The sequence below is a fragment of the Pseudovibrio ascidiaceicola genome (genome assembly GCF_900114245.1).
Classification (GTDB): Bacteria; Pseudomonadota; Alphaproteobacteria; order Rhizobiales; family Stappiaceae; genus Pseudovibrio; species Pseudovibrio ascidiaceicola.
In genome coordinates this window covers 192,186-216,582 of record NZ_FOSK01000001.1, presented here as the reverse complement: position 1 = coordinate 216,582, position 24,397 = coordinate 192,186, and the positions used below count along the sequence as shown (strand labels likewise).

Below are 24,397 nucleotides of genomic sequence, written 5' to 3'. Positions count from 1 at the left end.
ATTACTCCAGAGAGTCCAAAATTCTTCGGAAAGCTTCCTTGCTGACTTCCAAAGATTCAACGAGGGCGAGGCGGATGTATTTGTCACCGGGGTTGGAACCATCCGGCATATCAGAGGCGATGTAAGCTCCTGGGAGGGACTTCACGCCCACTTCGCGCCAGAGCTTTTCAGCGACCTGTGTTCCAGAACCCCAGCGAGAAACATCCAACCAGAGGAAAAAGCCGCCATCTTTGCGTACTGAGCCAAATAGAGGAGATAGCATTTCCTCTGCGGCGTCGTACTTTTCATTGTAGAGGCGGCGGTTTTCGATCACGTGTCCTTCATCTCCGAACGCACGAACGGCAAGCGCCTGCACAGGCATTGGAACCTGAGGTGCTGCAACGTTGCGGAAATCGGCAAAGAATTGGATGAACTCTGGATCTCCGGCAGCAAAGCCACAGCGTGCGCCTGGGAGGTTGGAGCGCTTGGACAGTGAATTGAACGTCACGACATTTTTCAGCGTGCCATCAAGAGCTTCCGCTGCTTCCAAAATGCCAGTCGGAGGCGTGTCGCGATAGATTTCAGAATAGCACTCATCAGCGAAGAGCAGAAAGTTGTGCTTGCGTGCCAGCTTGATGAGCTTTTGCCAATACTCCATAGGCGCAACGGTGCCTTGTGGGTTGGCAGGCGACGCGAAATAGAATGCGACGGTGCGGTCGAGCAAAGCAGGGTCGATGGCATCCAGATCTGGCAAAACTCCGTCGGCTGGTTCTGGCAAAAGAATTTCGTCAGCTCCCGCAATATGAGCGCCAGCACCGTAGGATTGGTAAAACGGGTTCGGCAGAATAACGGCCGGTTTGCTGTCTTTCTTCAGATAGTCGCGTGCGCAAACACAGCCAAAGACGAGGCCTTCGCGAGAGCCGTTGAGCGGAATGACGCTTTTGTCTGGATCGAAGGCATTAGAGAGTTGAAAACGGTTTTTGATCCATTTGCCAACAGCTACACGGAATTCATCAGTGCCACGAATTGCGGGATACTTGCGGAAGCCGTTCTTGTTTTCCTCAAGCACTTCAATGACGTAGCTTGGAGGCTCATGGCGCGGCTCACCGATAGTCATGACAATTGGATCAAGACCCGGTGCGATGCCAGCGAGTTGCTGATTCAGCCGCTGAAACGGGTTTCCTCCGCTAGATTTTTTCTCAATTTCTTTCGTGGACACAAGAATTCTCGCAGGAATGATTTACAACAAATGCTCGGAGCACCAAAACTCTAGTGTTTTTTGGTAAATTGGCTGTTAACCAATTTACTGTGCGCTAAGCTGAATAGGTGTTTCTTCTGGGGTTTGTCATCTGATTTTTTAGAAGTGTGGGTTTTGATGTGTGTGCTGAGTTAGGATCGAACTTGGGCCGGGATTTGTCGAAATGGCACAAACCACAGAAAACATTGAGGCGAGCCATATCCATTTGGATTCCTCATTTGTCATTGTTTTTTCCAAGTCAAAAGGCATGCGAAGACTCACGTTAGAACAGCTACGTGACTATGAGCTGGAGTCTGACGAATTTTATTGGGCTTATTTGCAGCGGGTGGCAGCTCAGAACCGCGAGTTTCTTGAAGAAGTTGGGCTGGAACACAGCGATATTGATGATCTTTTAGCCCGAGAGGTGCGTCCGCATTGTCATGTGCGTACAAGCGGGGCGTTTATTGCCATCAACGTTTTCAATGAGTTGCCGAAACAGGAAAGCGGCGACATGGAATGTGCCCAGATCTGGGTGGATGCTAAGCGGATGATCTGCATCTGGCATGATCCGCTGGATGTTTTTCAAAGTTTACTTGAGGGGTTCAAGACCCGTGTGCCACCAGAAAGCACGGCAGAATTCTGGGCTCGACTGGTGCTGGCGATTGCGGAACGTGCTGAGGACATGGTTGAGGTGCTGCAGGACAGGATCGATCATCTTGAAGATGTGGTGCTGGAGACAGGAGATCACCCCTGGGAAAGCGAACTTGCGCAGGTTCGTCGGTTAGCAACCATTGTTAGGCGCAGCATGTTGGCGCATCTGGACATCTTGAGGAATTTTGAAATTGAGAAGTTCGAGTGGGTCAATCGGATCAACAAACGCCGGGTTCGTGAGGCGGGTGACCGAGCCCTTCGAATTGCCGAGGAGATGGATGCTATCCGTGAACGCGCAGAAATAGTTCACGACCAGATCATGTTTAAACGATCAGAGAATACCAACCGCTACATGCTGATGATGGCGGCCATTGCCGTGGTATTTCTGCCGCTTAGTTTTGTAACTGGGCTGCTGGGCATTAATGTCGGCGGCATCCCGGGAAGTCATGACCCGGTTGCGTTTAGTATTGTCAGCGGGCTTTTGATCATTTTCGGCGTGGGACTGTTTGCGATTGTCCGATGGTTTAGGATTTTTTAGAAGGCTGGCTCCGTGCTTAGTCCTATCAGAAAGCCGGAACCACCATTTGGGAACGTGTTTTAGAAATCGCTGGTAATGCCTTTGACTTCCCAATCGCTGTAGCGGGCAGGATCCAAACCACCGCGGCCATTGAGCTCTTTCGGCATTTCTTTCTGGGCTGCGTCGATCTCTGTGCGGCGCTCTTCAGCCTCTTTCAAAGCACGTTGGGCAGCTGGGGGCAGGTCTTCAAACCGGCGTTTTTTCGGCGCTTCTTCAATCTGCTCCGTTGTATCGACTTCTTGTGTTTTAAAGTTTTCGACGGCTGATTTGTTGTCTTTTTCCATTTCAATCCCCGTTGGCTGATGCTGCTTATCGCTGTTGTAAGCTTGCGTTTGCCATTTGGAGCTACCACTTAAGCTGGTAGTGGTAGTTTCACAATGATCGCGTAGCCTTAGATATAGGCGCGAGAGCCTGTGTTTTGCAATGGGCACCGTGTTCATTGATGGATGACCAGCGGAATTGGTGAACTAAGAGAACAGATTGGAGCATTGAAACCATGAACTATGTACGGACCGGTATGCTGCTTGCGGCGATGACCGCTTTGTTTATGGGTATTGGCTTCATGCTTGGCGGCCAAACCGGCATGCTGATTGCTCTGCTGATCGCTGGCGGCATGAACATCTTCTCCTACTGGAATTCGGATCGCATGGTTCTGTCCATGCACCATGCGCAGGAAGTGGATGAACGTCAGGCCCCGGAGCTTTATGGCATGGTTCGTACCATGGCAGCGCGTGCTGAGCTGCCGATGCCTAAGGTTTATGTGATCAACAACCCGCAGCCCAATGCGTTTGCGACAGGCCGGAACCCTGAGAATGCAGCAGTTGCAGCGACGACTGGTCTTTTAAATTCCCTTTCCAAAGAAGAAGTTGCGGGCGTGATGGCGCACGAGTTGGCGCACGTGAAGAACCGTGACACGCTGATCATGACAATCACTGCGACGATTGCTGGTGCGATCTCCATGCTGGCGAACTTTGCGCTTTTCTTTGGCGGAAACCGCAATAATCCGCTTGGTCTGATTGGGTCTATCCTGATGATGATCCTCGCACCAATGGCGGCAGCTTTGGTTCAGATGGCGATTTCCAGAACACGTGAATATGCAGCTGACCGTATGGGCGCGCAGATTTGTGGTAACCCGCTGTGGCTTGCTTCCGCTTTGCATAAGATTGCAGGCGGTGCAGCTCGGGTTGTGAACGAAGATGCAGAACATAACCCTGCAACGGCGCATATGTTCATCATCAATCCGCTTTCCGGTCAGAACATGGACAACTTGTTCTCGACACATCCGAACACAGATAACCGGATCGCGGCGCTTCGTCAGATGGCTTCTGAAGCTGGCTTTACTGAAACGCGTGGTTCTGGTGGTGGTCATTTTAGTGTGCGTGAGACGTCGCAAGCTAAGCCGCAGCGTGAAACACGTCGCCCAAGCGGCCCTTGGGGAGCATCCCGCCAATCAGGTCAGCGTGGTGGGAGCGATCAACCTAGTCGTGATGAGCCGCGGAAGCCCAAAGGGCCATGGGGCTAAAAGCAAGGGAAATCTGCGAATGCGAGGCGTCTCTCGCATTTGCTTTGTTGATTGTACCGTGTTTACCTGAATAACTATTCGCGCTTCCCAAATTGTCTTTGCAATATTAAAGGTTCTGTGGTTAGCCGAGCAGGATTTGACAGTTCTCCTTTGGTTACAACTGGCAGTAATCCGCCGAAACGCTAGTGGAACCTGATGAAACCGGTTGGCCTCTGAGTGAGGCTCTTCACACAAGAATGCATCTTTAAAAGAATAGATGGCGCCGAAGGTCTGGCGACACATTCTGGAATACATGGATCAACGATGAGCGCAGAGCGTAAGAATACATCCTCTCAGGACAGAAACTCCAAGTTCAAGGGGAGAAAGCGTTCTGGAGCACCGAAGACTCCAAGAGACAATGACAGAGCTTCTGAAACGGAAAGCGTAGAGGGTACCTTTAAAGATCCTGGCTATGCGGCTCGTAAGGCTGCCACCGATCTGATTGGTAAAGTTTTGAGCAAGCGTATGCCTCTGGATGGCGAGCTTGATCTGAACAATGGTCATCCAGGTTATAAGCGCCTTGAGCCGAACGATCGGGCGCTTGTGCGTGCAATTATTGGCACTGCGCTGCGTCGTCGTGGTCAGATTCAGGATGTGATTGATCGCTTCCTTGACCGTCCTATTCCTGAGAAGACTGGTCGCGTTCTGGACATTCTTCATGTTGCCATGGCGCAGTTGTTCTTTATGTCCGTGCCGGATCATGCAGCAGTTTCCCTTGCAGTGACGCTTGCTGGTCGTGATGCACGTGCCAAGCCGTACAAAAACCTCGTCAATGCTGTTTTGCGCCGTGCAACGCGGGAAGGTGCGGCAATCATCGCAGAGCAGGATACTGCGAAGCTGAATGCTCCTGATTGGATGTTCGTCCGTTGGTGTGAAGTTTATGGCGAAGAAGCTGCGCGTGCGATGTCTGCTGCACATATGCAGGAGCCGTATCTGGACCTGAGCGTGCCATCAGACCGTGATGATTGGGCGGAAAAGCTGGGTGGTGAAGTTCAGCTGGGTTATTCCGTACGCTTGCAGCCAGATGGGCCGATTGAAAAGCTGGAAGGCTTTGAAGATGGCAAATGGTGGGTTCAGGATGCAGCTGCTGCCGTTCCTGCGCGTTTGCTGGGTGACATTAAGGGCAAAGTGGTTGCAGATTTGTGTGCTGCTCCGGGTGGTAAGACCATGCAGCTTGCCGCCACTGGTGCCGATGTGACCGCTGTCGATATTTCAGCCCGTCGTTTGCAGCGCCTGACACAGAATCTGAAGCGCGTTGGGCTAGAAGCTGAGACTGAAGTTTCTGATCTTCGTGAGTTTGTGCCGGTTGATCTGTTTGATGCGATTCTTCTGGATGCACCTTGTTCTGCGACCGGTACCATTCGCCGTCACCCAGATGTGGCATGGCTGAAGCGCGAAGATGATGTGCTCAAACTCGCTGACCTGCAATACGAATTGCTTGAAAAAGCACTGGGTTGGCTGAAGCCGGGCGGAACTCTTGTTTACTGCACCTGTTCACTGGAACAGGAAGAGGGCGAGCTGCAAATTCAACGTTTGTTGTTGGAACATCCTGAGGTGCAGCGTGTGCCTGTGACAGCTGAAGAGCTGGGCGGTGTTGCTGAGGCGATCAATTCTCAAGGCGACTTCCGCGCGATGCCAGGTCAGAACCCATCCTCAGGGAAAACATCTGGTGGTCTGGATGGCTTTTTCGCGGCTCGTTTGCGTCTCTCTTAAAAAGAGCTGGTGGAATGTCACTAAGGATTTGCGCAAAGTGGGCATGGTTAACGAGATTTAAAGAGCTTGGGCGCAAACCATTTGTTAAGTTTGTTTAGAGCGTGTTGTTGCAAATCGCTTTCTTGCTCACGCTCTAAATCTTTGTTTTTGTGCGTATCCTTATCTGAAACCGAAATTGCTTTTCGGGGATATGCTCTAATGGAGTGCTGAAGGGGTATGACGGGCGCAACGGTGTCCGAAAGACTTAGAATCCTTAGTCTTTTGACACAAAACATGGCTCAAAACAGTCTGAACTGGGCGCGAGGGGGATCTATGTTCCGCTTGTTCTCGTTTGGAAGTGCGCCATCGCGTCTGCTTATCGCTCCTCAGGATCTGCGCACTGCAGATGCAACAAACGCTGCTGACATTTATGCTGGCCGGTTCTTGTTTGCCGGGCATTTGGTTGAGGTCGGCGGACAGTCCCCGTTTGATGTTGAGCCTCCGAATCTGCAATGGTCGAAAGCGCTGCATGGATTTTCCTGGCTTCGCCATTTGCGTGCTGCTGAGACCAACATGGCGCAGCAGAATGCTCGTGCGCTGGTTGAAGACTGGATCAGAACCTGTGGTCGCTGGCATGATATCGGCTGGAAACAGGAAGTTGTTGCGCGCCGTGTATTGAGCTGGATGGCTCAGTCTCCGTTGTTGCTGACCGGGTGTGAGGCGGACTTTTACCGCGCCTTCATGCGGTCTCTGTACCGGCAGGTGCGTTATCTGCGCCGGACTATGAACAAAGCACCAGATGGCTTGCCACGCTTGACAGTTGCGATGGCGAATGCCTGTGCGACGGTTTCTATGGATGGGCAGGGGCGTCACGTCAAACAAGCTCTGAAACGCCTTGATCAGGAGCTGAAACGCCAAATCCTGCCGGATGGTGGTCATATCTCCAGACATCCTGGCGCGATTATTGAGATCCTCGTCGACCTGTTGCCAATCCGCCAAGCGCTTGTGATGCAAGGGCAAACAGTGTCACCGGTCATGATGGAATCCATTGACCGTATGATGCCGATGATCCGCTTCTTCCGTCACGGTGATGGGTCCTTTGCTCATTTCAACGGCATGGCTTCTACTTCGGGTGATGTTGTCGCGACTATCCTTGCTTATGATGATGCACGTGGAACGCCACCTGTCAGTGCACCGCACTCTGGTTATCAACGTCTGACGGGTGGTGATAGCCTTGTGATGATGGATGTGGGAGCGCCGCCGCCAACGCGTTTCTCCAACAGTACGCATGCTGGTTGCCTCTCCTTTGAGTTCTCCTCAAAGCGCAATCGCATAGTGGTGAACTGTGGGGTCTCTACGCGAGAGCAGGTTGCGTGGAAGATGGTGGCTCGTTCAACTGCTGCGCATTCGACTGCCGGAATTGGCGATACATCTTCTTGTCGTTTTCTGACGTCTTCCCGTTTTGATAAGATGCTGGGTAACCCGGTCCTGTCTGGTCCCAAAGACGTTGAAGCGGAGCGACAGGATACCGATCTTTCTGACCGTGTGATTGCAAGTCATGACGGTTATGTAGAGCGCTATGGTATTGTTCATGAACGTGATCTGACGTTGTCGCGTGATGGAACCGTTCTGGATGGGATTGACCGGTTCAAGCCAACATCTGACAAGGCAGAGGAAGAGACCGTCACGATCCGTTTTCATCTGCATCCGCAAGTGTGTTGCATCATGTTGCCATTGGGTGATGCTGCTGTTTTGCAGTGTGCGGATGGTGAGGCTTGGGAGTTTTCTGCGGATGGGATTGAGTTCTCCGTTGAGGAATCAATTTATCTGTCAGACGTATTCGGCCATCGACAGACACAGCAGATCGTTCTTACCGTTGGTGTGAAAGAAGCGTTGAGCGTGACCTGGATGTTGAGAAAGACTGCCTCTGCCAAGGCACGGCGGAAGACCTAACGTCATTTGTGCTCTTGTCCTTTAGGTGATGTAAACTGCTCCTAAAGGTTACCCGTCAAACCGCTCTGTATCCCCATTAAATGGGTTCCCACGGCTGTGAATAAGTGTTATTTGGCGGGCGTCAAAACCCTTCCATTTTCTCTAAGAGAGTAGGCTTTTACCCATGGCCGTTGTCTCCAAAGGCGTTCCGATACCTGAACTCGTATCGGTTAAGCGTGCGCTTCTTTCTGTCTCCGATAAAACCGGTCTTGTTGAGTTTGCAAAAGCTCTTTCCGAACGCGGAGTTGAGCTGATCTCAACAGGCGGAACTCGTAAAACGATTGCTGAGGCTGGCCTCCCAGTTAAAGACATTTCTGAGGTTACTGGTTTTCCTGAAATCATGGATGGCCGTGTTAAGACGCTCCATCCAATGGTGCATGGCGGATTGCTGAGCATACGTGATGATGCTGAGCATGTTGCTGCGATGGATGAGCATGGCATCACTGGTATCGACCTTCTTTGCGTAAACCTTTATCCATTTGAAGATACTGTTGCATCTGGTGCTGATTACGCAAATGGTGTTGAGAACATCGACATTGGTGGTCCTGCGATGACACGCGCTGCTGCCAAGAACCATGCCTACGTAACCACTGTTGTTGACCCTGCTGACTATGCTGCTGTGGTTGTGGCGCTGGATACGCATAACGGTCAGTCTCCGATTGCTCTTCGTAAGAAGCTGGCGCAGAAGGCTTTTGCTCGTACCGCCGCTTATGATGCTGCTGTTTCCAACTGGATGGCAGAGCAAATTGATGAAGCTGCACCGGACTACCGTGCGATTGGTGGCACCCTGAACGAAGTGATGCGTTATGGTGAGAACCCGCATCAGGCAGCTGGCTTCTATGTAACCGGTGAGAAGCGTCCAGGTGTTGCGACGGCACGTCAGGTGCAGGGTAAGCAACTCTCTTACAACAACATCAATGATACGGATGCAGCGTTTGAGCTGGTTTCCGAGTTTGATCCAGCTCGTACGGCAGCTGTAGCTATCATCAAACATGCGAACCCATGCGGTGTTGCTGAGGCGTCTACGCTGAAGGAAGCCTACGAAAAAGCGCTGGCTTGTGATCCGGTTTCTGCGTTTGGTGGCATTGTTGCGCTCAACGGTACTCTGGATGCGGATGCTGCTTCTGAGATTACCAAGATCTTCACTGAGGTAATCATCGCTCCTGATGCGACAGAAGAAGCGATTGAGCTGGTTGCGAAGAAAAAGAACCTGCGTTTGCTTTTGACGAATGGTCTTTCTGACCCACGCGCCAAGGGCCTGTTTGTGAAGACTGTTTCTGGTGGTCTTCTGGTTCAGGATCGTGACAGTGGTGTTGTTGATGATCTGGATCTGAAGGTGGTGACAAAGCGTGCACCGTCTGATCAGGAACTGGCAGATCTGAAAATGGCCTTCCGTGTTGGCAAGCATGTGAAATCCAATGCGATTGTTTACGTCAAAGACGGTGCGACTGTTGGTATTGGGGCAGGGCAGATGAGCCGTGTTGATAGTGCTCGTATCGCTGCACGCAAAGCTGAGGATGCTGCAGAAGCTGCTGGCCTTGCTGAGCCTCTGACCAAGGGCTGTGTGGTTGCCTCTGATGCGTTCTTCCCGTTCGCTGATGGGCTGCTTTCTGCTGCAGAGGCTGGTGCGACGGCTGTGATTCAACCAGGTGGTTCCATGCGTGATGATGAAGTGATCAAAGCCGCTGATGAAGCTGGTTTGGCAATGGTCGTTACCGGAATGCGCCACTTCCGCCACTAAGTAACTGCATCGCTTATAAATTCTGGGCCTTCGCAGGTTATGCTTGCGAAGGCTTTTTTATTGGCCGCTGGTTTTAATTAAAGCTGAAAGCCAATGCTTAGTTGTAATTGTTACGGTGGAGGGAACGAAAACAAGACGCAAAAGCGTCGCTAACTGCGCATGGTGCAGATGCTGCAAGATCAAGGTTTCCTTCCCAAACTTCAACGCGCCATAGCTTCGGATAACTGGGCTGCGTTTATTGCGAACCGCTTTGTCTGGCTTCTTGCTGGATACTTTATCATTCAGACCATTACTCGTTATTTTGCGTCTCCTGTTTTGGGCTTGGATGAAGCGGAGCAGATTATTGCGGCTCAGAGTTTTCAGCTTGGGTATGGTCCGCAACCGCCGCTGTATACGTGGCTGACGATTGTTTTCTTCTCGGTGTTTGGAGACGGATTGTTTGCAACGGCTCTTCTCAAGAACTCCCTGCTTTTTCTGGGCTATTTGGGTGTTTGGCTCACCGCGCGGAAGGCCTCTGATCCGACGTTAGCTGCTATTGGGACAGCCTCACTCATCTTTCTGCCGCAGATATCCTGGGAGTCGCAGCGGGCGTTGAGCCATTCAGTTTTGATGTTCGCGTGTTCTGCGTGGACGGTTTATCTCTTCCTGACCTGCATCGAAAAACCAAGTTGGTGGCGAGCGGTTGTGTTTGGGGTTGTGATCGCAGCAGGAGCGCTTTCTAAATACAACTACATGTTTTTACTCGTCGCTTTGATTGCAGCTGGCTTTTGCATTGAGGAGGGGCGTAAGTTCCTATGTTCAAAATACATTCTTGGTTCGGCTGTTGTTGCTGTCGTGCTTTTGGTTCCGCCAGCTTTCTGGATGTTTGAGAACCAGGACCTTATCTACGCGCGTGTCCATAAGTTTGGGATTGATAAGGTTGAACGGCATTTCCTGACAGGGTTCTTTTCTCTCATAAACGCAGCTTTACAGTTCGTTATTGTGGCTGTGGTCCTGTTTTTTTGCGCTTGGGCGACGAGCTTTTACTGGAAGGATGCTGAGCAGCACGATCAATATGTGAAAGAGAATATTCGCAAGCTACTCACGCTCGTGGTGATCTTTGGACTGGTTATTGCCGCAGTTTCTGTTGTTGCAAGTGGGGCGACCAATGTGAAAGATCGATGGCTTCAGCCTATTCTGTTTCTTGCTCCGCTGGTTGCTTCCCTTTGGCTGTTTGCTGAGGTTTCAATGCGACAGGCCAAGATCATTCTTGGCACGGCGAGTGTGCTGTCAGTGCTGATCGTTGTGCTCATTCCCTTCAATTTTGCCTTTGGCAGCTTTAAGAAGCCAAGTGCGCATGCGCTTCCTTCTCAGGCCATTGTTGATACGCTGGCGCAGTATGGCGTGCGGAGTGTTTTGACTACATCACACAGCATCGCGGGTAACATTGGTGACCTGAAGCCGGGTTGGGCGGTGACCATTCCGGAGTATTCCGGCATCGACATCAACTACGCCTATCCGGTTGCTATCCTTTGGAAAGGGCACTCCAAGGCGGTTCCTGCGAACATGTCTGCCCTTTATCAGAAGCTTAAAGGCAAGCCGATCCCTAACAGTGAGATCCATATAGAAGCTGCGCCTTACTATCATTGGTCAGAATATCCATTCGAGTATAGCTTCATCATTGTTGATGGGAGTGATCAGGCAGTCTCGCAGCACTAGAGTTTTGCGGCTAAATTCTCCCAGTTTTGAGAATGGGTAGATGCTCTGAAAATTGGTAGGCTGGTGATCGCGACTTGAGATCAGGGAGATGGGTCCGTGATATTCGATGAGATTACAGTGGAACCAGCCAGAGAAGCGGATGCGCATCGTTTGGGCGAACTTGTCTTTGCGATGGAAAGCGAACTCTGGCCGGAAGATGAACTTGATGTCGGGCAGTTCAAAATGACGGCTGAGGATATTCTGTCTGATGATGGCTCTCGCTATTGGGCTTATCTGGCGCGGTCTCAGGGTGAGCTTCTCGGGCTTATTACGCTGGCGGAAAAGAAGGCCATCTATGCTGGTGGTCGGTTTGGTGAAATCGTTGAGTTTTATGTTGTGCCATCTGGCCGGTGTGCGGGGGTGGGCAAGATACTGCTGGAGCATGCGGTCCTGAAAGGGCAGGAGATGGACTGGCCTTATCTGGAAGTCGGAGCGCCGCATCAACCTGCCTGGAAAACGACGCTGAGTTTTTATCTTAATAACGAATTCAGAGAAATTGGCCCGCGGCTGGAAAGAGAAATTTAGGCGCGATTGCGAGTTCTTTTCGTTTAGGGCTGTTTCATCCAATTCAACAACAGAATGTCCAGAATGGGCTTTTAGGCTGGCGGCAACTTTTGTTTGCTTGGCCAGGAGAAGCCTATGTGTTGGATGTGTAATGACAAAGCGGAGTTGGTGGGATCACCAGAGCGTCGTAATTTTCTGAAAACCGCTGGTGTGTTTGGCGCTGCCTTGGCAACGGGTGGTGTTGGTGCTGTTTCCTCTGCTGGGGCTCAGGAGCCGCCTATTCCTAAAAACGAGATTGATGGTGGTGATGCTCTTAAGCGTTTGATCGATGGTAACAAACGCTATGTTGAGGGGAATATCACTCCTGCTGATTTCCAGAGCACCCGTGCTGCTTTGGCCGCTGGGCAGAACCCGTTTGCGGCGATCCTTGGTTGTGCGGATTCCCGTGTGGCGCCGGAGCTGGCGTTTGATACCGGGCGTGGGGATCTGTTTGTTGTGCGTGTGGCTGGCAATGTTGTGACGCCGGAAGGGCTGGCGAGCCTTGAGTTTTGTGTTGATGTGCTGGGCACACAGCTCATCATGGTGCTGGGTCATGAGCAGTGCGGTGCTGTGAAGGCGGCGATTTCTTCGGTGCAGAGTGGCAACCAGTTTCCCGGTCATATTCAGACACTTGTTGAGCTTCTTCGTCCTCCTGTGCAGCAGGCGCAGGGTGAGAAGGGGGATGTTCTCGTCAATGCCATCAAAGCCAATGTGCAGTGGGGCGTGACGGCTTTGCAGCAGGCATCACCTATTTTGGACAAGCACTTTAAGGCGGGGACGTTGAAGGTGGTTGGTGGGGTGTATGACCTTGATACGGGCAAGGTAACAATGGTGACATAAGAGGGTCGGCAGATGGTTGTTCCCATAATCAGGGTGTCTGAAGCGAAGGATCTTCCGGCTTTGTTGGAGCTTGAGGCTCATTATATGGCGGAGCTGGAACCGCAGAACTTTGAGCGGTGGAAGACGTGTGAGGCAGTGCATCGCAAGCGTATGGAAGAGGCTTTGCTGCGCACTTTTGCCGCTGAGATGGCGGATGACATCAAAGGCTATTGCTATTGGGGGCTTCAGAACGACAGTGCCCATATCTTCAACGTGTATGTGCATCCGGATTTTCGCCGCTATGGTTTGGCGAAGTATCTGCTTGAGCGTACGGAGGAGGATATTCAGCGCAAGGGCTTTAGCCAGTGGACGTTCAACCCCATCAAGACCCACCCTGCGAAGGTGTTTATTGAGCAGCTTGGCTATAGATTGCAGTGGGAAGATACGGACCGGCTTCACATGTTCAAGGAGAAGGCGGCGGCGTGAGCCTTCCTGTTATGCAAACAGCTTTAGCACCGCTGGAAATGTCCGGCGGTGTTTTCACGTGAAACTCCCAAAATGGGGAGGGCAAGGCGAGCAGGCAGTGCCTGCGCATTTTATTGGTTACGAGTCTTTGGCATTGGCTGTCGCCTTGCCCGGGCATTTTGGTATGGACAACATCGCCTCTTATCCTGAAAGACACGATAGTCGGTTTCCCGAAAGGACAGTGGCTTTGCTCAGGCAAGTTTCCCGGCCTAAACAGGTCCTCTATCCCTGACATCAGCTGCTCTGACCAGCAAATGCCACTGCGTGATGCCCCTCAAGCTTGGGCCCTTCCTCTCAGACCATGCAGTCACGTCTGAAAATCGGTTCCACCGGACCTTTGAAAGATGCGTTACCTCTCTCAAAAGCCCCACCCAGCCTACGACAAACTGACGGACGGTCCGCCAGTAGCCCGTTACGTAGGCATGGGAGTTAGTATGGCGGCATCTTTTACCAAGGGGGATAAGTTTCTTGCAGCCCCGCCGATGTCATCCCGATCCCCGAGCCGGGACCTACGGAAGATTGCTGCGTAACGTGAGCGGGTGTTGGTGAGGCAGCGATGGCTTTTGAGGGCGGGAGAGCGTGAGGGCCGAGAAGATTATGGTTATGGGTCCCGGGTCTTCGCCCGGGATGGCGCCGTGGGGAGGATGAGGGAGCCTCAAAGGTTTTCGTGAGGATTGGGAAGCGTTGTTTAGGTGATGTTGAGTGGAGGCCCCACCGGTGTCATCCCGATCCCCGAGCCGGGACCTATGGAAGATTGCTGCATAACGTGAGCGGGTGTTGGTGAGGCAGCGATGGCTTTTGAGGGTGGGGGATTGCTAGCGAGTAGAGCCGAGAGGGTTGTGGTTATGGGTCCCGGGTCTTCGCCCGGGATGACGCCGTGGCGCGCGCTTTGAGGAGAACTCGGCGCGCTTTGGCGGATAACAAGGGTGTGTTTGGCGAAGGTCAAGTGATGGGTGGTGTGCTGGGTGTATGAGTGGGACCTGCAGATTGCATTGGTGAGGTGCCGGGAAGGGCGCTTTCCGGACTATAGAGAGGTGTTTTCGTTGAAAGTTTCGTATCTGGCTCTCAGCCTTTTGGGCGGGGCAATGTTGTTTGCCGGTGGTGCGCAGGCGCAAGGCAAAATCACCAATCATGTGGCCGAGGGAAACCTGCAGGTGACCCATAATGTGGGCTGTATTGCGCGGGAGGACGCCAAGACGAGTTACACTCCGGCTGACCTTTATGCCTCGATTTTTGATTGCATTGAGAAGGAGCAGTATGGCTCTGCCGTTGATCTTTATGTGATGGCGTTTGCGCGTGGCACCTTTGATATGCAGCGAGTGAAGGATAAGAGCGCGTATCAGGCGCTTTCTGTGCTGCGGATGGTGACGTTTCAAAAGATGGACGAGGCGCAGCGCACTGCGTTTGGGACTGCGCTGGAAAATTACAGCAAGGATGGCATTGCCGGAGCCTGCGAGTTTTTAAAGGGGCAGAATGCGCCGGATTACTACCCGAAATACATGATTGCGCACGGTATGGGCGGCTTCACGAACAAGGATGATGACGGGCTGGTCACGCCGTTTGATGCCGCTGCTGCATGGCAATTGACCCTGACAAAAGCCGGCATTTGCGCTGGTAAGTAAGCGCTGGCCTGCGGAGGGTGGTGGCTCCGCAGGCCAGCAGGGTGCTTTCCGCGAGGATGCGGGGTGTGGGTGCGTTCTCGCTTCCGGCACCGGAGCGGATGGCAGTGTTGCCAAATGCTCTTACACAGTGCGCCAGCACATGCTCCACGTGGGCAGGTTCCCTTGCTTTGTGGAGCGCTGGGCGGGCTTATTCAGGAAGCGGAATTTTGGTGTTTATCGGCTGCGGATGAGCGACCCGCTCTCCTGCGTATTCCCGAAAAGTGCTAGCGGTTTTCGGATTAGAATACGCATTAGATAAAGTTCCGCAGCGTTTTTGGAGTGCTTCCAGTCGGTCGTGGAAGGCATTATGCAAAGTGAACAAAGCATCGCGTTCGCTGCTGTGCTGCAGTCTCTCAGTTAGCAGTAAGTGCTGCATATGGCTGAGGTTTTGCAGGTCAGAGACAACGACGAGGACTTCGTCTATTTCATTTTGGAACGTATTTGTGGTGCCACAGGCACATGCGGAGTCGGTCATTCTCAATCCCTTTGTCTTTACAGGGTTGAACATCCGCGCGACAGCTCGACTTTCTAGGGCCCACTGGCGAGCGGGAGGCTAGAAACCTGTAAGACAGACAGGCGAGTTTATTCCCCTCCGAAGAAGGTATTGTATTCACCGCCCTCCCGCTCATAGCAAAGGGTTTGCGCGCTACCTATAAAGCAGGCACAAAAAATCCGCCAGTTAACGGGAGCGGTTACCGCTGTCTTAGAGGAGGTTTCTAGGCCTCATGTATGAATGTGGAATGAAAACCTGAGGTTGTCAAATTGTCGGTTTTGACGAGGGTGTGGATGGTGGAGAATGTGGTGCGTTTGCGTCGTGCCTGAGAGCCAGTCACTCCTCCCACAAAGCCCGCGACCTTCACCCCATCCAACATCCCCACCACCGTCATCCCGCACTCGATGCGGGACCCAGCTGGGCGGTGGCTAAGGGTGTGTGCAGGCGGCTCTGGATCCCGGCTCGGGGGCCGGGATGACGGGGGATGAAATGAAGTAGTTCAATAATTGAAGTATAACTCAGTCTAGGTTCTCTTATTTATAGTTCCATGCACTAGTTCGAATTTCTTGATTTCTTTATCAAGGGAAAACTTGTTTTTATTGTACTCACCAAAGACTTCGTTGAGTCGATTTTTGTGTTGATCGCTATTCGTTTGCTCCAAAATTGCTAGTCTGGTGTTTTCGGACCAATCGTTAATAGTTAATGGAAAATACAATAAAATGTATCTTAGGATAATACCAATTTGCCCTGTTACTGTCAGGATCAAAGCTGTTTTAATTAAAATTGACCATTCGGGAGACTGATACAAAAAGATCAACGAAGAGACACCAACATACATAATCAACCCAGCAAAAAATAAAGTGAATGTGGCGATAATCAATGATGGTATCGACGTTGCCACGATAAAAAACTTATTTAAAATTAAATCTTTATGGCCGTTGTAGCCATAGTTGATAAAGTAGTCTTCGTGAGAGCTAGAATATTTATAGAGCTCAGATATTTGTGGGTCGATCCTCTCTTCTATCATTGAGAACATTGCTGCTCTTAATGCCCATATTTTTTCGTGCTGAACCAAGAAAATTAAAGACACATAAGTTTGAACTAAAACAGCAACAGCAACAAGATCACGTTGATGTGTTAGTTTTATGCCTAAGATAGATACTGTGAGATCAAAATCGAATATTATAGATGATAAGAATATTGTAATTAATGCTGAAGTAACTTGGATTTTCTGGATAGACTTGCGTTTTACCTTCATTTTGTAGATAGGAAACCGTCTCTTCTTGTATGATTTTTTGAGTAGTTCGACGAAATTTGGGATAGTATATTTTGTTGCGAACTTTCTGTTCGGCATTGACAGCTTTTTTAAGTTGCTTAACTCGATACCATCTTTTGCGTTTAGCAAGTCGATTTCGTAAGAATTTTCGTAGCTTAATGAGCATTGGACTTCCAAAAAGAATAACCTGAAGCCTATAATTATTCCTGTTGGAGTCTTCAGAGATTCTCTCTGTAATACAACTCTTTTTCTTAGTCGGAGACGAGGTTTCTCAACATATGGTGTAGGATGCCTCCGGCTTTGATGTGTTCGAGTTCGTCTTCTGTATCGACGCGGCAAACTCCGCCGTCCTCCCGCACTTGATGCGGGATCCAGCACGAGGGTGGCTGAGGTCTACGTTGGTAGCTCTGGGTCCCGCATCGCGCTGCGCTTGTGCGGGATGACGTCGGAACGTTACCTTTTTTCTGGCGTTATGGTTCCGAGGAGCCTTCGTGTCGGTCGCTAAAGTTTGCCCAGTTGTTGCTTTCAGTGAAACTCCCGTCTTTCAGCGCTTTTGTTCTGCGAAAATAGCCGAGATAGATGAAAACTGCGCCAATGAGCAGAAGGAATCCGAGGCGAAGAAAAATGGATGTTGCTGTCAAAGTGATTTCCAAATGAATGTAATTTTTATGAGATGCATCTTATGCGGGAAAATTAACTTTGTGTAGCCTCCACCGTCTTCCCGCACTTGATGCGGGATCCAGTGCGGGGGTGGCTAAGGTCTGTGCTGGTAGCTCTGGATCCCGGCTCGGGGGCCGGGATGACATCGGTGGAGGTGGTGGCTCAGAAGGTAGGGCCGCCAATGAAAAACGGGCCTTGGAGGGCCCGTTTTTGTGTTTGTAGTTTGTCTGCCAATCTTAGCTGGAGACCAAATTCCTCAGCACGTAGTGCAGGATGCCGCCGGCTTTGATGTATTCTAGTTCGTCTTCGGTATCGATGCGGCAGAGGGCTTCGATGGTTTTCTTGGTGCCGTTAGCGAACTCGACCTGAATATCGACCATCTGGCGGGGCTTAAGGTCTGCTACGCCGAGGATGGTTACGCGCTCAGTTCCATCGATACCGTGGGACTGCCAGCTCTCGCCCTCTTTAAAGGTGAAGGGCAGAACGCCCATGCCGACGAGGTTGGAGCGGTGGATGCGCTCGAAGGACTGAGCGATCACAGCGCGGACGCCGAGTAGTTTGGTGCCTTTTGCCGCCCAATCGCGGGAGGAGCCGGTGCCGTATTCCTTGCCTGCAAACACAACAAGCGGGGTGCCAGCCTCTTTGTATTCCATGCAGGCGTCGTAGATCCAACGCTGCTTGCCATCCTTGGTGGTGTAGCCACCTTCCACGCCCGGCACCATCTGGTTTTTGATGCGGATGTTGCCGAAAGTGCCGCGCATCATGACTTCGTGGTTGCCACGCCGGGAGCCGTAGGAGTTGAAGTCTTTTGGCGCGATCTGATGGGAAGCAAGGTATTGGCCCGCCGGGCTGTCTGCCTTGATCGCCCCGGCTGGGGAGATGTGGTCCGTGGTGATGGAATCGAGGAACAGGCCCATGACTGCTGCATCCTCAATATCTGTGAGGGGGGCTGGCTCCATGGTCATGCCTTCAAAGTAAGGCGGGTTCTGCACGTAGGTGGATGCTGGCGGCCAGCCGTAGGTCATGCCGCCTTCCACCTTGATGTTCTGCCAGTGCTCGTCGCCCTTGAACACATCGCCGTAACGCTCTTCGAACATCTCTTCCGTGATGGAGGAGCGGATGAGGTCGGTGATCTCTTCTGTGGTTGGCCATAGATCCTTCAGGTAGACCGGGTTGCCGTCCTGATCCTTGCCGAGCGGGTCTTTGGCCACGTTGATGTTGAGCGAGCCTGCGATGGCATAAGCGACAACCAGTGGCGGTGAGGCCAGATAGTTGGCGCGCACATCCGGATTGACGCGGCCTTCGAAGTTGCGGTTGCCCGACAGTACGGAGCAGGCCACGAGGTCGTTGTCGTTGACGGACTTGGAGATTTCTGGCGGCAGTGGGCCTGAGTTACCAATACAGGTGGTGCAACCGTAGCCAGTGAGGTTGAAGCCGAGGGCGTCGAGGTCTGCCTGAACGCCAGCTTTCTCCAGATAATCCGTCACCACCTGAGAGCCGGGTGCCAGTGAGGTCTTTACCCATGGCTTCACATGGAGGCCTTTGGCGCGGGCTTTGCGGGCCACCAGACCAGCGCCGATGAGAACGGACGGGTTAGAGGTGTTGGTACAGCTTGTGATCGCGGCGATGACGACGTCGCCGTTACCAAGGTCATGGTCGCGGCCTTCCACCGGTGCGCGTTTGAACTCTTCACCTGCTTTCTTGAACTCCTCTGCCATGGTTTTGGCAAAACCTTCTGAGGCGTCAGCCAGGGAGATACGATCCTGCGGACGCTTTGGTCCGGCGATGGATGGCACAACGGTGGAGATGTCCAGCTCAAGCGTGTCGGTGAAGGTTGGCTCCGCGTGGGTGTCGCGGTACATGCCCTGCACCTTGGCGTATTCCTCCACCAGCGCGATGCGGTGGGCGTCGCGGCCTGTGGACCTGAGGTATTTGAGGGTGTCGCCGTCCACCGGGAAGAAGCCACAGGTAGCACCGTATTCCGGTGCCATGTTGGCAATGGTGGCAGCGTCTTCCAGCGAGAGGTTGTCGAGGCCGGGGCCGTAGAACTCTACGAACTTGCCGACAACGCCCTTCTTGCGCAGCATTTCAACCACGGTGAGCACGAGGTCTGTCGCGGTGATGCCTTCTGCCATTTCGCCTGTGAGTTTGAAGCCGACGACTTCAGGGATCAGCATAGAGATCGGCTGACCCAGCATAGCGGCTTCCGCCTCAATGCCGCCCACGCCCCAGCCGAGGACCGCAAGGCCGTTGACCATGGTGGTGTGGCTGTCAGTGCCGACGAGGGTATCCGGGTAAGCGATGGTTTCGCCGTTCTCTTCCTTCGTCCAGACGGTCTGGGCGAGGTACTCAAGGTTGACCTGGTGACAGATGCCAGTGCCTGGAGGCACGGCGCGGAAGTTATCAAACGCGGACTGACCCCAGCGCAGGAATTCATAGCGCTCGTTGTTGCGCTCGTATTCGCGTTCCACATTGAGCGCGAAAGCGGAGGTGGTGCCGAAATAGTCCACCATGACGGAGTGGTCGATAACGAGATCAACGGGAACCAGTGGGTTCACCTTTTTCGGATCACCGCCGAGGCTGACAGCAGCATCGCGCATGGCGGCAAGGTCAACAACGGCTGGAACGCCGGTGAAGTCCTGCATGAGCACGCGGGCAGGGCGATAGGCGATTTCGTGTGTGGAGGTGCGGGTGGTGAGCCACTCAGCAACGGCCTTGATGTCGTCCGCTGTGACAGAGCGGCCATCTTCAAAACGCAGCAGGTTCTCCAGAACCACCTTTAGCGAGAATGGCAGTTTGGAAACGCCAGTCAGGCCGTTCTTTTCTGCTTCAGGAATGGAAAAGTAAGTGTAAGACTTGCCGCCGACTTGCAGCGTTTGTTTGGCATTAAAACTGTTTAGAGATTGTGTCATTCGGCGATCTCCTTATTTCGTTTCCCGCCGTGAACAGGAAACGGAGCTTTGAGCTGACGAACCTCTCCGATATCTCCCGGAGTTTAGTGGCTCGCCGTCATGGCGTTGGCTTGATCATTTAACAAATGCATTAAAAGCGCTTCTTGAAATTCAATCAGCTTATAGTTGTCGTCCCTATAGCGTCTTTCTGACGCAGGTTCCAGCTGAACCGCAGCGGAAGGCTAATAATTTACCTAGGGTGAGATTAGGCCGGAATGGGAGGCCCGATCAAGCGGGGTTGGGTTTGTATAAATCATATTATATACAGTGGTATACAATATGTCCAGCCTTTGAGTTGGTCCTTTGTGGCTTTAAAGGCTCGGAAGGGGATTATCGGTAAAGTGCTTCTGGTTTATCTATGAATAATTGCCAGAAGTGGCGAAAAAGTGCGCAGAGAATAGCTGAAAACAACAGAAAGGCGTTTCCCATGAAATCTGCAGTTTTGGTTGGTGCTTGTTGTCTGGTGCTGGGCGGATATGCGGTCAGTGCTCTGGCTCAGGAGAATGGTGAGGCCTATTCGGACACTAAGGTTTTACTGGATAAGAGCGAGACTACGATTACCAAGCAGCCTCTGTTCTATCCGACCGGTCGGCAGGCTCAGGTGACGTCTCTCATCATTACGCTGGCACCGGGAGAGGCTGTTAAAGAGCACATGCATCCCATTCCTCTTTACGGATATATACTTGATGGTGAGCTGACGATCACCTATGAGAAAGAAGCTCCTCTGACCTTTAAAAAGGGGGAGGCGTTTATTGAGGCCGTCAATACTTGGCACTTCGGCAAAAATACCGGAACAGTGCCAACGCGAATCCTAGCCGTGTTTATGGGAGCGAAGGATTTGCCGAATGTGATACGGCCTCCTGAATAAAGTGGTTTGCGCAAAGACGGGATCATGCAAATCGCTTTAATTCTTTGTTGGAGCGTATCTTATCCGGAAATCGGATCCATTTTTCGGGATACGCCGTCAGTTTGATAAGCAGTGTGTGCTGCTGTGGTGGTTTCGGGCGCGATGAACCAATTGAAGTTAATCTGTCAGGGTGTTGCATGTGATCGCGGTGGCCGCAGAGTTTTGAACCATGTCGACTTTGAAGTTGGTTCAAGCGAAGCTCTGATTGTCCAGGGTCCCAATGGTGTCGGGAAATCCAGTCTGTTGCGCGTGATTGCAGGGTTGGTTGCGAAAGCGAATGGCACGATTGAGCTGGAAGGCGGCATGCCTGAGCGCTCTGTTGCCGAGCACTCGCACTACTTTGGCCATCTTGATGCATTGAAGCCGCTGCAGTCCGTCCTTGAAAACCTGAGCTTCTGGCGCGATTTCTTTGAGCCTGCTGCTTTTGGTGGCGGCAAAGTGCGTGAGAGCATGAGCGAGCTGGAAGCGCTGGATACTCTTGGTATTGCGCATACTGCCAGTTTGCCAGCAGGGTACCTGAGTGCTGGACAGCGCCGACGCCTTTCGGTGGCGCGCTTGCTGGTGGTGCCACGTCCAATCTGGTTGCTTGATGAGCCGACCTCGGCGCTTGATAAGGCTTCTGAAGAGGTGTTGCTGGGGCTGATTGCCGATCACATCCACGCTGGTGGCCTTGTGGTTGCTGCCACACACCTGCCGCTCAACCTGCCAAACACCAAGTTCCTCAATCTGTCGCCTGTCACGACCGAGAGTGAGCATATGTTTGCCGGAGCGGATCTGGACGATTATTTCGATGAAGACGAGCAGGACGAGGGCTGATCATGAGTTGGATGAAGAGTCTTTTTGTCCGTGAATACCAATTGGCGAACCGCGTTGGTGGTGGTGCGCTGATCGGTGTTCTGTTCTTTCTGGCTGTTGTGACGATCTTTCCGTTCGGCGTTGGGCCGGACATGATCCTGTTGTCTCGTATTGGCGCTGCGATCCTTTGGATTGGCGCGTTGCTGTCGACTTTGCTGGGGCTCGATCGCCTGTTTCAGGCAGACCGTGAGGACGGCAGTCTTGAACTTCTGGTAATGTCCGGGCGGTCGCTTGAGCTGGTTGTTCTGATTAAATGTGCTGCCCATTGGGCGGCGACAGGACTTCCGCTGGTGCTGGCAACACCGGTTCTTTCTCTCTTTGTGGGTCTGGATTTCCAGAGTATCGTTCTGGTGACCCTGACCTTGCTTGTTGGCGCCCCTGCATTGACGCTTGTTGGTGCGGTTGGTGCTGGCGTTACCGTGTCCATGCGGCGGGGTGGGGTGTTGCTCTCCATTCTGGTTATTCCGCTGGCAATTCCAATCCTGATCTTTGGTGTAAGTGCCGCGACAGCGGGAGCGATCGACTCTAATAACTTCCTCGTTCCGTTCCTGTTTTTGTGTGCCCTGACACTTTTTGGTCTTGTTATTGGACCTCTTGCAGCAGCTGCAGCGCTTCGCGTTTCTGGTGACTGATGATGGCAGCCATGAGGCTGCTGAAATTACCAGAAGCGTTAAGTCTATGTAAAATCGTCTAAAATGGGTGAAATCCCGAAGAAGTGAAGCGTCAAATTGCGCGTAATCAATGACTGTGATGGGTCCGTGACACTATGTACACATTGATGCTTCGTCATTCTCAGTTTAGAACGGCTCTATGACCTTATACGATCTTGCAAACCCAACCCGGTTCCTGAAGCTTGTGAAAGCTGTGCTTCCCTGGCTTATCGTTGCGACGGTCGCTGCGCTTGCAGTTGGCTTGTACTTCGCGTTTTTTGTTGCGCCTGAAGATTATCAGCAAGGCCAGACAGTGCGCATTATGTTTGTGCATGTCCCTGCTGCCCAGCTTGCATTGATGTGTTATGCAATGATGGCACTATCTTCGATTGGTTCTCTGGTTTGGAAGCATCCGCTGGCTGATGTTTCGGCCAAGGCGTCTGCACCTATTGGTGCTGCATTCACATTCCTGGCCCTGTTTTCTGGCGCTGTCTGGGGTAAGCCAATGTGGGGGACCTTTTGGGTCTGGGACGCAAGATTGACCTCCTTCCTCGTGCTGCTGATTATGTATTTGGGCATTATCGCGCTGTGGAAGGCGATTGAAGATCCTATCAAGGCTGCGAAAGTGAACGCGATTATCACGCTGGTTGGCGTGATCAACGTGATCATTATTAAGTTCTCTGTTGAGTGGTGGAATACACTACACCAGCCGCCGAGCATTATCCGTGCTGATGGCCCTGCCATTCACTCTTCCATTCTTATTCCGCTTGGTTTGATGGCGTTGGCTTTTGTGCTTTTGTTTGTGACTTTGCATCTGATGAGCATGCGTAACGAGATTATGCGCCGTCGGATCAGAGCAATGCGGATGCGTGCGGCATCTGTTGCTCCGGCTGCTTCCAGCAGCACAGTCACGAAAGCAGCTCCTGCTGGTGCGAGGTAAGGACAATGGATTTTTCAGAGTTTGGTCGTCACGCTGAGTATGTGATTGCTGCTTATGCAATGGCTGCGCTTGTTATAGCTGTGCTGATTATCTGGGTGCGCTCAGACAAGTCTCAGCTGGATAAAGAGATGCAGGCACTTGAAGCGAGCGGTATTCGCCGTCGTTCCACACGTCGTGCTGGTCCTTCCGTTAGCCAGGTGGTTTCCTCAGGTGCTGATGATAAGAGTGAGAGCTAACAGGAATGGCTAGTGATATGGACGAGGAAAAGAAATCAGGCGTTTCTCCGCTGTTTCTTCTTCCGCTGATTGTTTTTGGTGCTCTCGCGGTTCTGATGGGTTTCATGATGCTGTCAGGCCATGATTCCAAGGAACTGCCTTCTGCACTGATCAACAAACCTGCGCCTGAATTTGCGCTGCCTCCAGTTGCCGGATTGGAGCGTGATGGTGTGCAGGTTCCAGGCTTCCAGCGCAGTGATCTGCTTGGTCAAGTGACCGTCGTGAACATCTTTGCGTCCTGGTGCGCACCGTGCCGTGCCGAACACAAATACTTGATGGAACTTTCCAAGGACAATCGTTTTGAGATTGCTGGCCTGAACTACAAGGACACTGACGTTAAGGCGAACCGGTTCCTTGCTGAGTTGGGCAACCCTTACGACCGCGTTGGGTTTGACACTGGCCGAGCTGGCATTGAATGGGGTGTTTACGGGGTTCCTGAGACATTCATCGTCGATGAGAAGGCTCAGATCCGCTACAAGTTTATCGGGCCATTGAGTGCAGCCAGCTATCGGGATGTCTTCTTACCAGAGCTTGAAAAAGTGCTGACTGAGTCCAAATAGAACCAGTGCCCCTGATGCCTTCGGTTTTCAGGGGCTCACTGGGATGTGATTCTACAGTTATCTGGTTATTGTTTAGGTTAGCGCTGCATCAGCGATGACTTGAATAATTGCGAAG

The 24,397-nt window shown here is 52.1% G+C and carries 22 protein-coding genes; 16 read left to right on the top strand and 6 right to left on the bottom strand.

Features of this window, described 5'->3' with window-relative positions; translation table 11 throughout:
* Nucleotide 1: 1 nt before the first annotated feature.
* Nucleotides 2–1,198 carry an aminotransferase class I/II-fold pyridoxal phosphate-dependent enzyme gene (locus tag BM231_RS01120; protein ID WP_093516111.1) on the bottom strand — a complete coding sequence of 399 codons (1,197 nt, stop codon included), beginning with the start codon at nt 1,196–1,198 and terminating at the stop codon, nt 2–4.
* A 202-nt stretch (nt 1,199–1,400) separates the two neighbouring features.
* Here BM231_RS01120 and BM231_RS01115 point away from each other — a divergent pair, with 202 nt between their 5' ends.
* Nucleotides 1,401–2,405 carry a CorA family divalent cation transporter gene (locus tag BM231_RS01115; protein WP_093516109.1) on the top strand — a complete coding sequence of 335 codons (1,005 nt, stop codon included), beginning with the start codon at nt 1,401–1,403 and terminating at the stop codon, nt 2,403–2,405.
* A gap of 59 nt (nt 2,406–2,464) precedes the next feature.
* On the opposite strand, the gene BM231_RS01110 is transcribed toward BM231_RS01115, so the two are convergent.
* On the bottom strand, nt 2,465–2,728 hold the full coding sequence (locus tag BM231_RS01110) for a DUF1674 domain-containing protein (RefSeq protein ID WP_057464666.1): 264 nt from the start codon (nt 2,726–2,728) through the stop codon (nt 2,465–2,467).
* A 212-nt stretch (nt 2,729–2,940) separates the two neighbouring features.
* Between BM231_RS01110 and htpX the strand changes: the two genes are divergently transcribed.
* The 9 genes from htpX (at nt 2,941) to BM231_RS01060 (ending at nt 14,676) form a co-directional block, all read left to right on the top strand.
* Nucleotides 2,941–3,966, top strand: a complete 1,026-nt coding sequence (gene htpX / locus BM231_RS01105) for a zinc metalloprotease HtpX (protein ID WP_093516107.1) — start codon at nt 2,941–2,943, stop codon at nt 3,964–3,966.
* A 303-nt stretch (nt 3,967–4,269) separates the two neighbouring features.
* Entirely contained in the window at nt 4,270–5,718 is a 1,449-nt protein-coding gene (gene rsmB, locus BM231_RS01100) for a 16S rRNA (cytosine(967)-C(5))-methyltransferase RsmB (protein WP_093516105.1), read from the top strand.
* Between the two features lie 312 nt (nt 5,719–6,030).
* Nucleotides 6,031–7,650 (top strand): heparinase II/III family protein, encoded by a 1,620-nt coding sequence (locus BM231_RS01090; protein ID WP_208859975.1) that lies wholly within the window; start codon nt 6,031–6,033, stop codon nt 7,648–7,650.
* Nucleotides 7,651–7,813: 163 nt separating this feature from the next.
* Nucleotides 7,814–9,430, top strand: a complete 1,617-nt coding sequence (gene purH, locus BM231_RS01085) for a bifunctional phosphoribosylaminoimidazolecarboxamide formyltransferase/IMP cyclohydrolase (protein ID WP_093516099.1) — start codon at nt 7,814–7,816, stop codon at nt 9,428–9,430.
* 168 nt (nt 9,431–9,598) lie between these two features.
* Nucleotides 9,599–11,128: a glycosyltransferase family 39 protein gene (locus BM231_RS01080; RefSeq protein WP_093516990.1), complete on the top strand. Its 1,530-nt coding sequence runs from the start codon at nt 9,599–9,601 to the stop codon at nt 11,126–11,128.
* A gap of 96 nt (nt 11,129–11,224) precedes the next feature.
* Nucleotides 11,225–11,692: a GNAT family N-acetyltransferase gene (locus BM231_RS01075; RefSeq protein WP_208859974.1), complete on the top strand. Its 468-nt coding sequence runs from the start codon at nt 11,225–11,227 to the stop codon at nt 11,690–11,692.
* A 114-nt stretch (nt 11,693–11,806) separates the two neighbouring features.
* Nucleotides 11,807–12,550, top strand: coding sequence for a carbonic anhydrase (locus BM231_RS01070; protein ID WP_244527129.1), 744 nt, complete (start codon nt 11,807–11,809; stop codon nt 12,548–12,550).
* A gap of 12 nt (nt 12,551–12,562) precedes the next feature.
* Entirely contained in the window at nt 12,563–13,015 is a 453-nt protein-coding gene (locus tag BM231_RS01065; RefSeq protein WP_063308897.1) for a GNAT family N-acetyltransferase, read from the top strand.
* Nucleotides 13,016–14,097: 1,082 nt separating this feature from the next.
* Complete coding sequence (locus BM231_RS01060; RefSeq protein WP_208859973.1) at nt 14,098–14,676, top strand: hypothetical protein; 579 nt, start codon at nt 14,098–14,100, stop codon at nt 14,674–14,676.
* A 187-nt stretch (nt 14,677–14,863) separates the two neighbouring features.
* On the opposite strand, the gene BM231_RS01055 is transcribed toward BM231_RS01060, so the two are convergent.
* The 4 genes from BM231_RS01055 to acnA form a co-directional block, all read right to left on the bottom strand.
* The gene (locus tag BM231_RS01055) at nt 14,864–15,190 is read right to left on the bottom strand and encodes a hypothetical protein (RefSeq protein ID WP_093516986.1); all 327 of its coding nucleotides are present in this window, start codon (nt 15,188–15,190) and stop codon (nt 14,864–14,866) included.
* A 241-nt stretch (nt 15,191–15,431) separates the two neighbouring features.
* Nucleotides 15,432–15,602, bottom strand: a complete 171-nt coding sequence (locus BM231_RS26920) for a hypothetical protein (RefSeq protein ID WP_159437941.1) — start codon at nt 15,600–15,602, stop codon at nt 15,432–15,434.
* Between the two features lie 129 nt (nt 15,603–15,731).
* The gene (locus BM231_RS01050) at nt 15,732–16,466 is read right to left on the bottom strand and encodes a hypothetical protein (RefSeq protein WP_139226327.1); all 735 of its coding nucleotides are present in this window, start codon (nt 16,464–16,466) and stop codon (nt 15,732–15,734) included.
* A gap of 914 nt (nt 16,467–17,380) precedes the next feature.
* Entirely contained in the window at nt 17,381–20,056 is a 2,676-nt protein-coding gene (gene acnA, locus BM231_RS01040; protein ID WP_093516091.1) for an aconitate hydratase AcnA, read from the bottom strand.
* Nucleotides 20,057–20,522: 466 nt separating this feature from the next.
* Between acnA and BM231_RS01035 the strand changes: the two genes are divergently transcribed.
* The 6 genes from BM231_RS01035 to BM231_RS01010 all read left to right on the top strand — a co-directional run bounded on the left by BM231_RS01035 (nt 20,523) and on the right by BM231_RS01010 (nt 24,282).
* Nucleotides 20,523–20,963, top strand: a complete 441-nt coding sequence (locus BM231_RS01035; protein ID WP_093516983.1) for a cupin domain-containing protein — start codon at nt 20,523–20,525, stop codon at nt 20,961–20,963.
* A gap of 150 nt (nt 20,964–21,113) precedes the next feature.
* Nucleotides 21,114–21,818: a heme ABC exporter ATP-binding protein CcmA gene (ccmA, locus tag BM231_RS01030; protein ID WP_208860058.1), complete on the top strand. Its 705-nt coding sequence runs from the start codon at nt 21,114–21,116 to the stop codon at nt 21,816–21,818.
* Between the two features lie 2 nt (nt 21,819–21,820).
* A complete protein-coding gene (gene ccmB / locus BM231_RS01025; protein WP_093516087.1) occupies nt 21,821–22,489 on the top strand; it encodes a heme exporter protein CcmB in 669 nt (222 codons plus the stop codon).
* A 178-nt stretch (nt 22,490–22,667) separates the two neighbouring features.
* Nucleotides 22,668–23,447: a heme ABC transporter permease gene (locus BM231_RS01020; protein WP_057464678.1), complete on the top strand. Its 780-nt coding sequence runs from the start codon at nt 22,668–22,670 to the stop codon at nt 23,445–23,447.
* Between the two features lie 5 nt (nt 23,448–23,452).
* Nucleotides 23,453–23,683: a heme exporter protein CcmD gene (ccmD, locus tag BM231_RS01015; RefSeq protein WP_063294558.1), complete on the top strand. Its 231-nt coding sequence runs from the start codon at nt 23,453–23,455 to the stop codon at nt 23,681–23,683.
* A gap of 5 nt (nt 23,684–23,688) precedes the next feature.
* Complete coding sequence (locus tag BM231_RS01010) at nt 23,689–24,282, top strand: DsbE family thiol:disulfide interchange protein (RefSeq protein ID WP_063299778.1); 594 nt, start codon at nt 23,689–23,691, stop codon at nt 24,280–24,282.
* Nucleotides 24,283–24,397: the final 115 nt, after the last annotated feature.

Bases quoted from the DNA above. Each gene is read 5' to 3' on its own strand.
- BM231_RS01115 (WP_093516109.1), top strand. From the start codon at position 1,401: ATGGCACAAACCACAGAAAACATTGAGGCGAGCCATATCCATTTGGAT.
- BM231_RS01110 (WP_057464666.1), bottom strand. From the start codon at position 2,728: ATGGAAAAAGACAACAAATCAGCCGTCGAAAACTTTAAAACACAAGAA.
- htpX (WP_093516107.1), top strand. From the start codon at position 2,941: ATGAACTATGTACGGACCGGTATGCTGCTTGCGGCGATGACCGCTTTG.
- rsmB (WP_093516105.1), top strand. From the start codon at position 4,270: ATGAGCGCAGAGCGTAAGAATACATCCTCTCAGGACAGAAACTCCAAG.
- BM231_RS01090 (WP_208859975.1), top strand. From the start codon at position 6,031: ATGTTCCGCTTGTTCTCGTTTGGAAGTGCGCCATCGCGTCTGCTTATC.
- purH (WP_093516099.1), top strand. From the start codon at position 7,814: ATGGCCGTTGTCTCCAAAGGCGTTCCGATACCTGAACTCGTATCGGTT.
- BM231_RS01080 (WP_093516990.1), top strand. From the start codon at position 9,599: ATGCTGCAAGATCAAGGTTTCCTTCCCAAACTTCAACGCGCCATAGCT.
- BM231_RS01070 (WP_244527129.1), top strand. From the start codon at position 11,807: ATGTGTTGGATGTGTAATGACAAAGCGGAGTTGGTGGGATCACCAGAG.
- BM231_RS01065 (WP_063308897.1), top strand. From the start codon at position 12,563: ATGGTTGTTCCCATAATCAGGGTGTCTGAAGCGAAGGATCTTCCGGCT.
- BM231_RS01055 (WP_093516986.1), bottom strand. From the start codon at position 15,190: ATGACCGACTCCGCATGTGCCTGTGGCACCACAAATACGTTCCAAAAT.
- BM231_RS26920 (WP_159437941.1), bottom strand. From the start codon at position 15,602: ATGACGGTGGTGGGGATGTTGGATGGGGTGAAGGTCGCGGGCTTTGTG.
- BM231_RS01050 (WP_139226327.1), bottom strand. From the start codon at position 16,466: ATGAAGGTAAAACGCAAGTCTATCCAGAAAATCCAAGTTACTTCAGCA.
- acnA (WP_093516091.1), bottom strand. From the start codon at position 20,056: ATGACACAATCTCTAAACAGTTTTAATGCCAAACAAACGCTGCAAGTC.
- BM231_RS01035 (WP_093516983.1), top strand. From the start codon at position 20,523: ATGAAATCTGCAGTTTTGGTTGGTGCTTGTTGTCTGGTGCTGGGCGGA.
- ccmB (WP_093516087.1), top strand. From the start codon at position 21,821: ATGAGTTGGATGAAGAGTCTTTTTGTCCGTGAATACCAATTGGCGAAC.
- BM231_RS01020 (WP_057464678.1), top strand. From the start codon at position 22,668: ATGACCTTATACGATCTTGCAAACCCAACCCGGTTCCTGAAGCTTGTG.
- ccmD (WP_063294558.1), top strand. From the start codon at position 23,453: ATGGATTTTTCAGAGTTTGGTCGTCACGCTGAGTATGTGATTGCTGCT.
- BM231_RS01010 (WP_063299778.1), top strand. From the start codon at position 23,689: ATGGCTAGTGATATGGACGAGGAAAAGAAATCAGGCGTTTCTCCGCTG.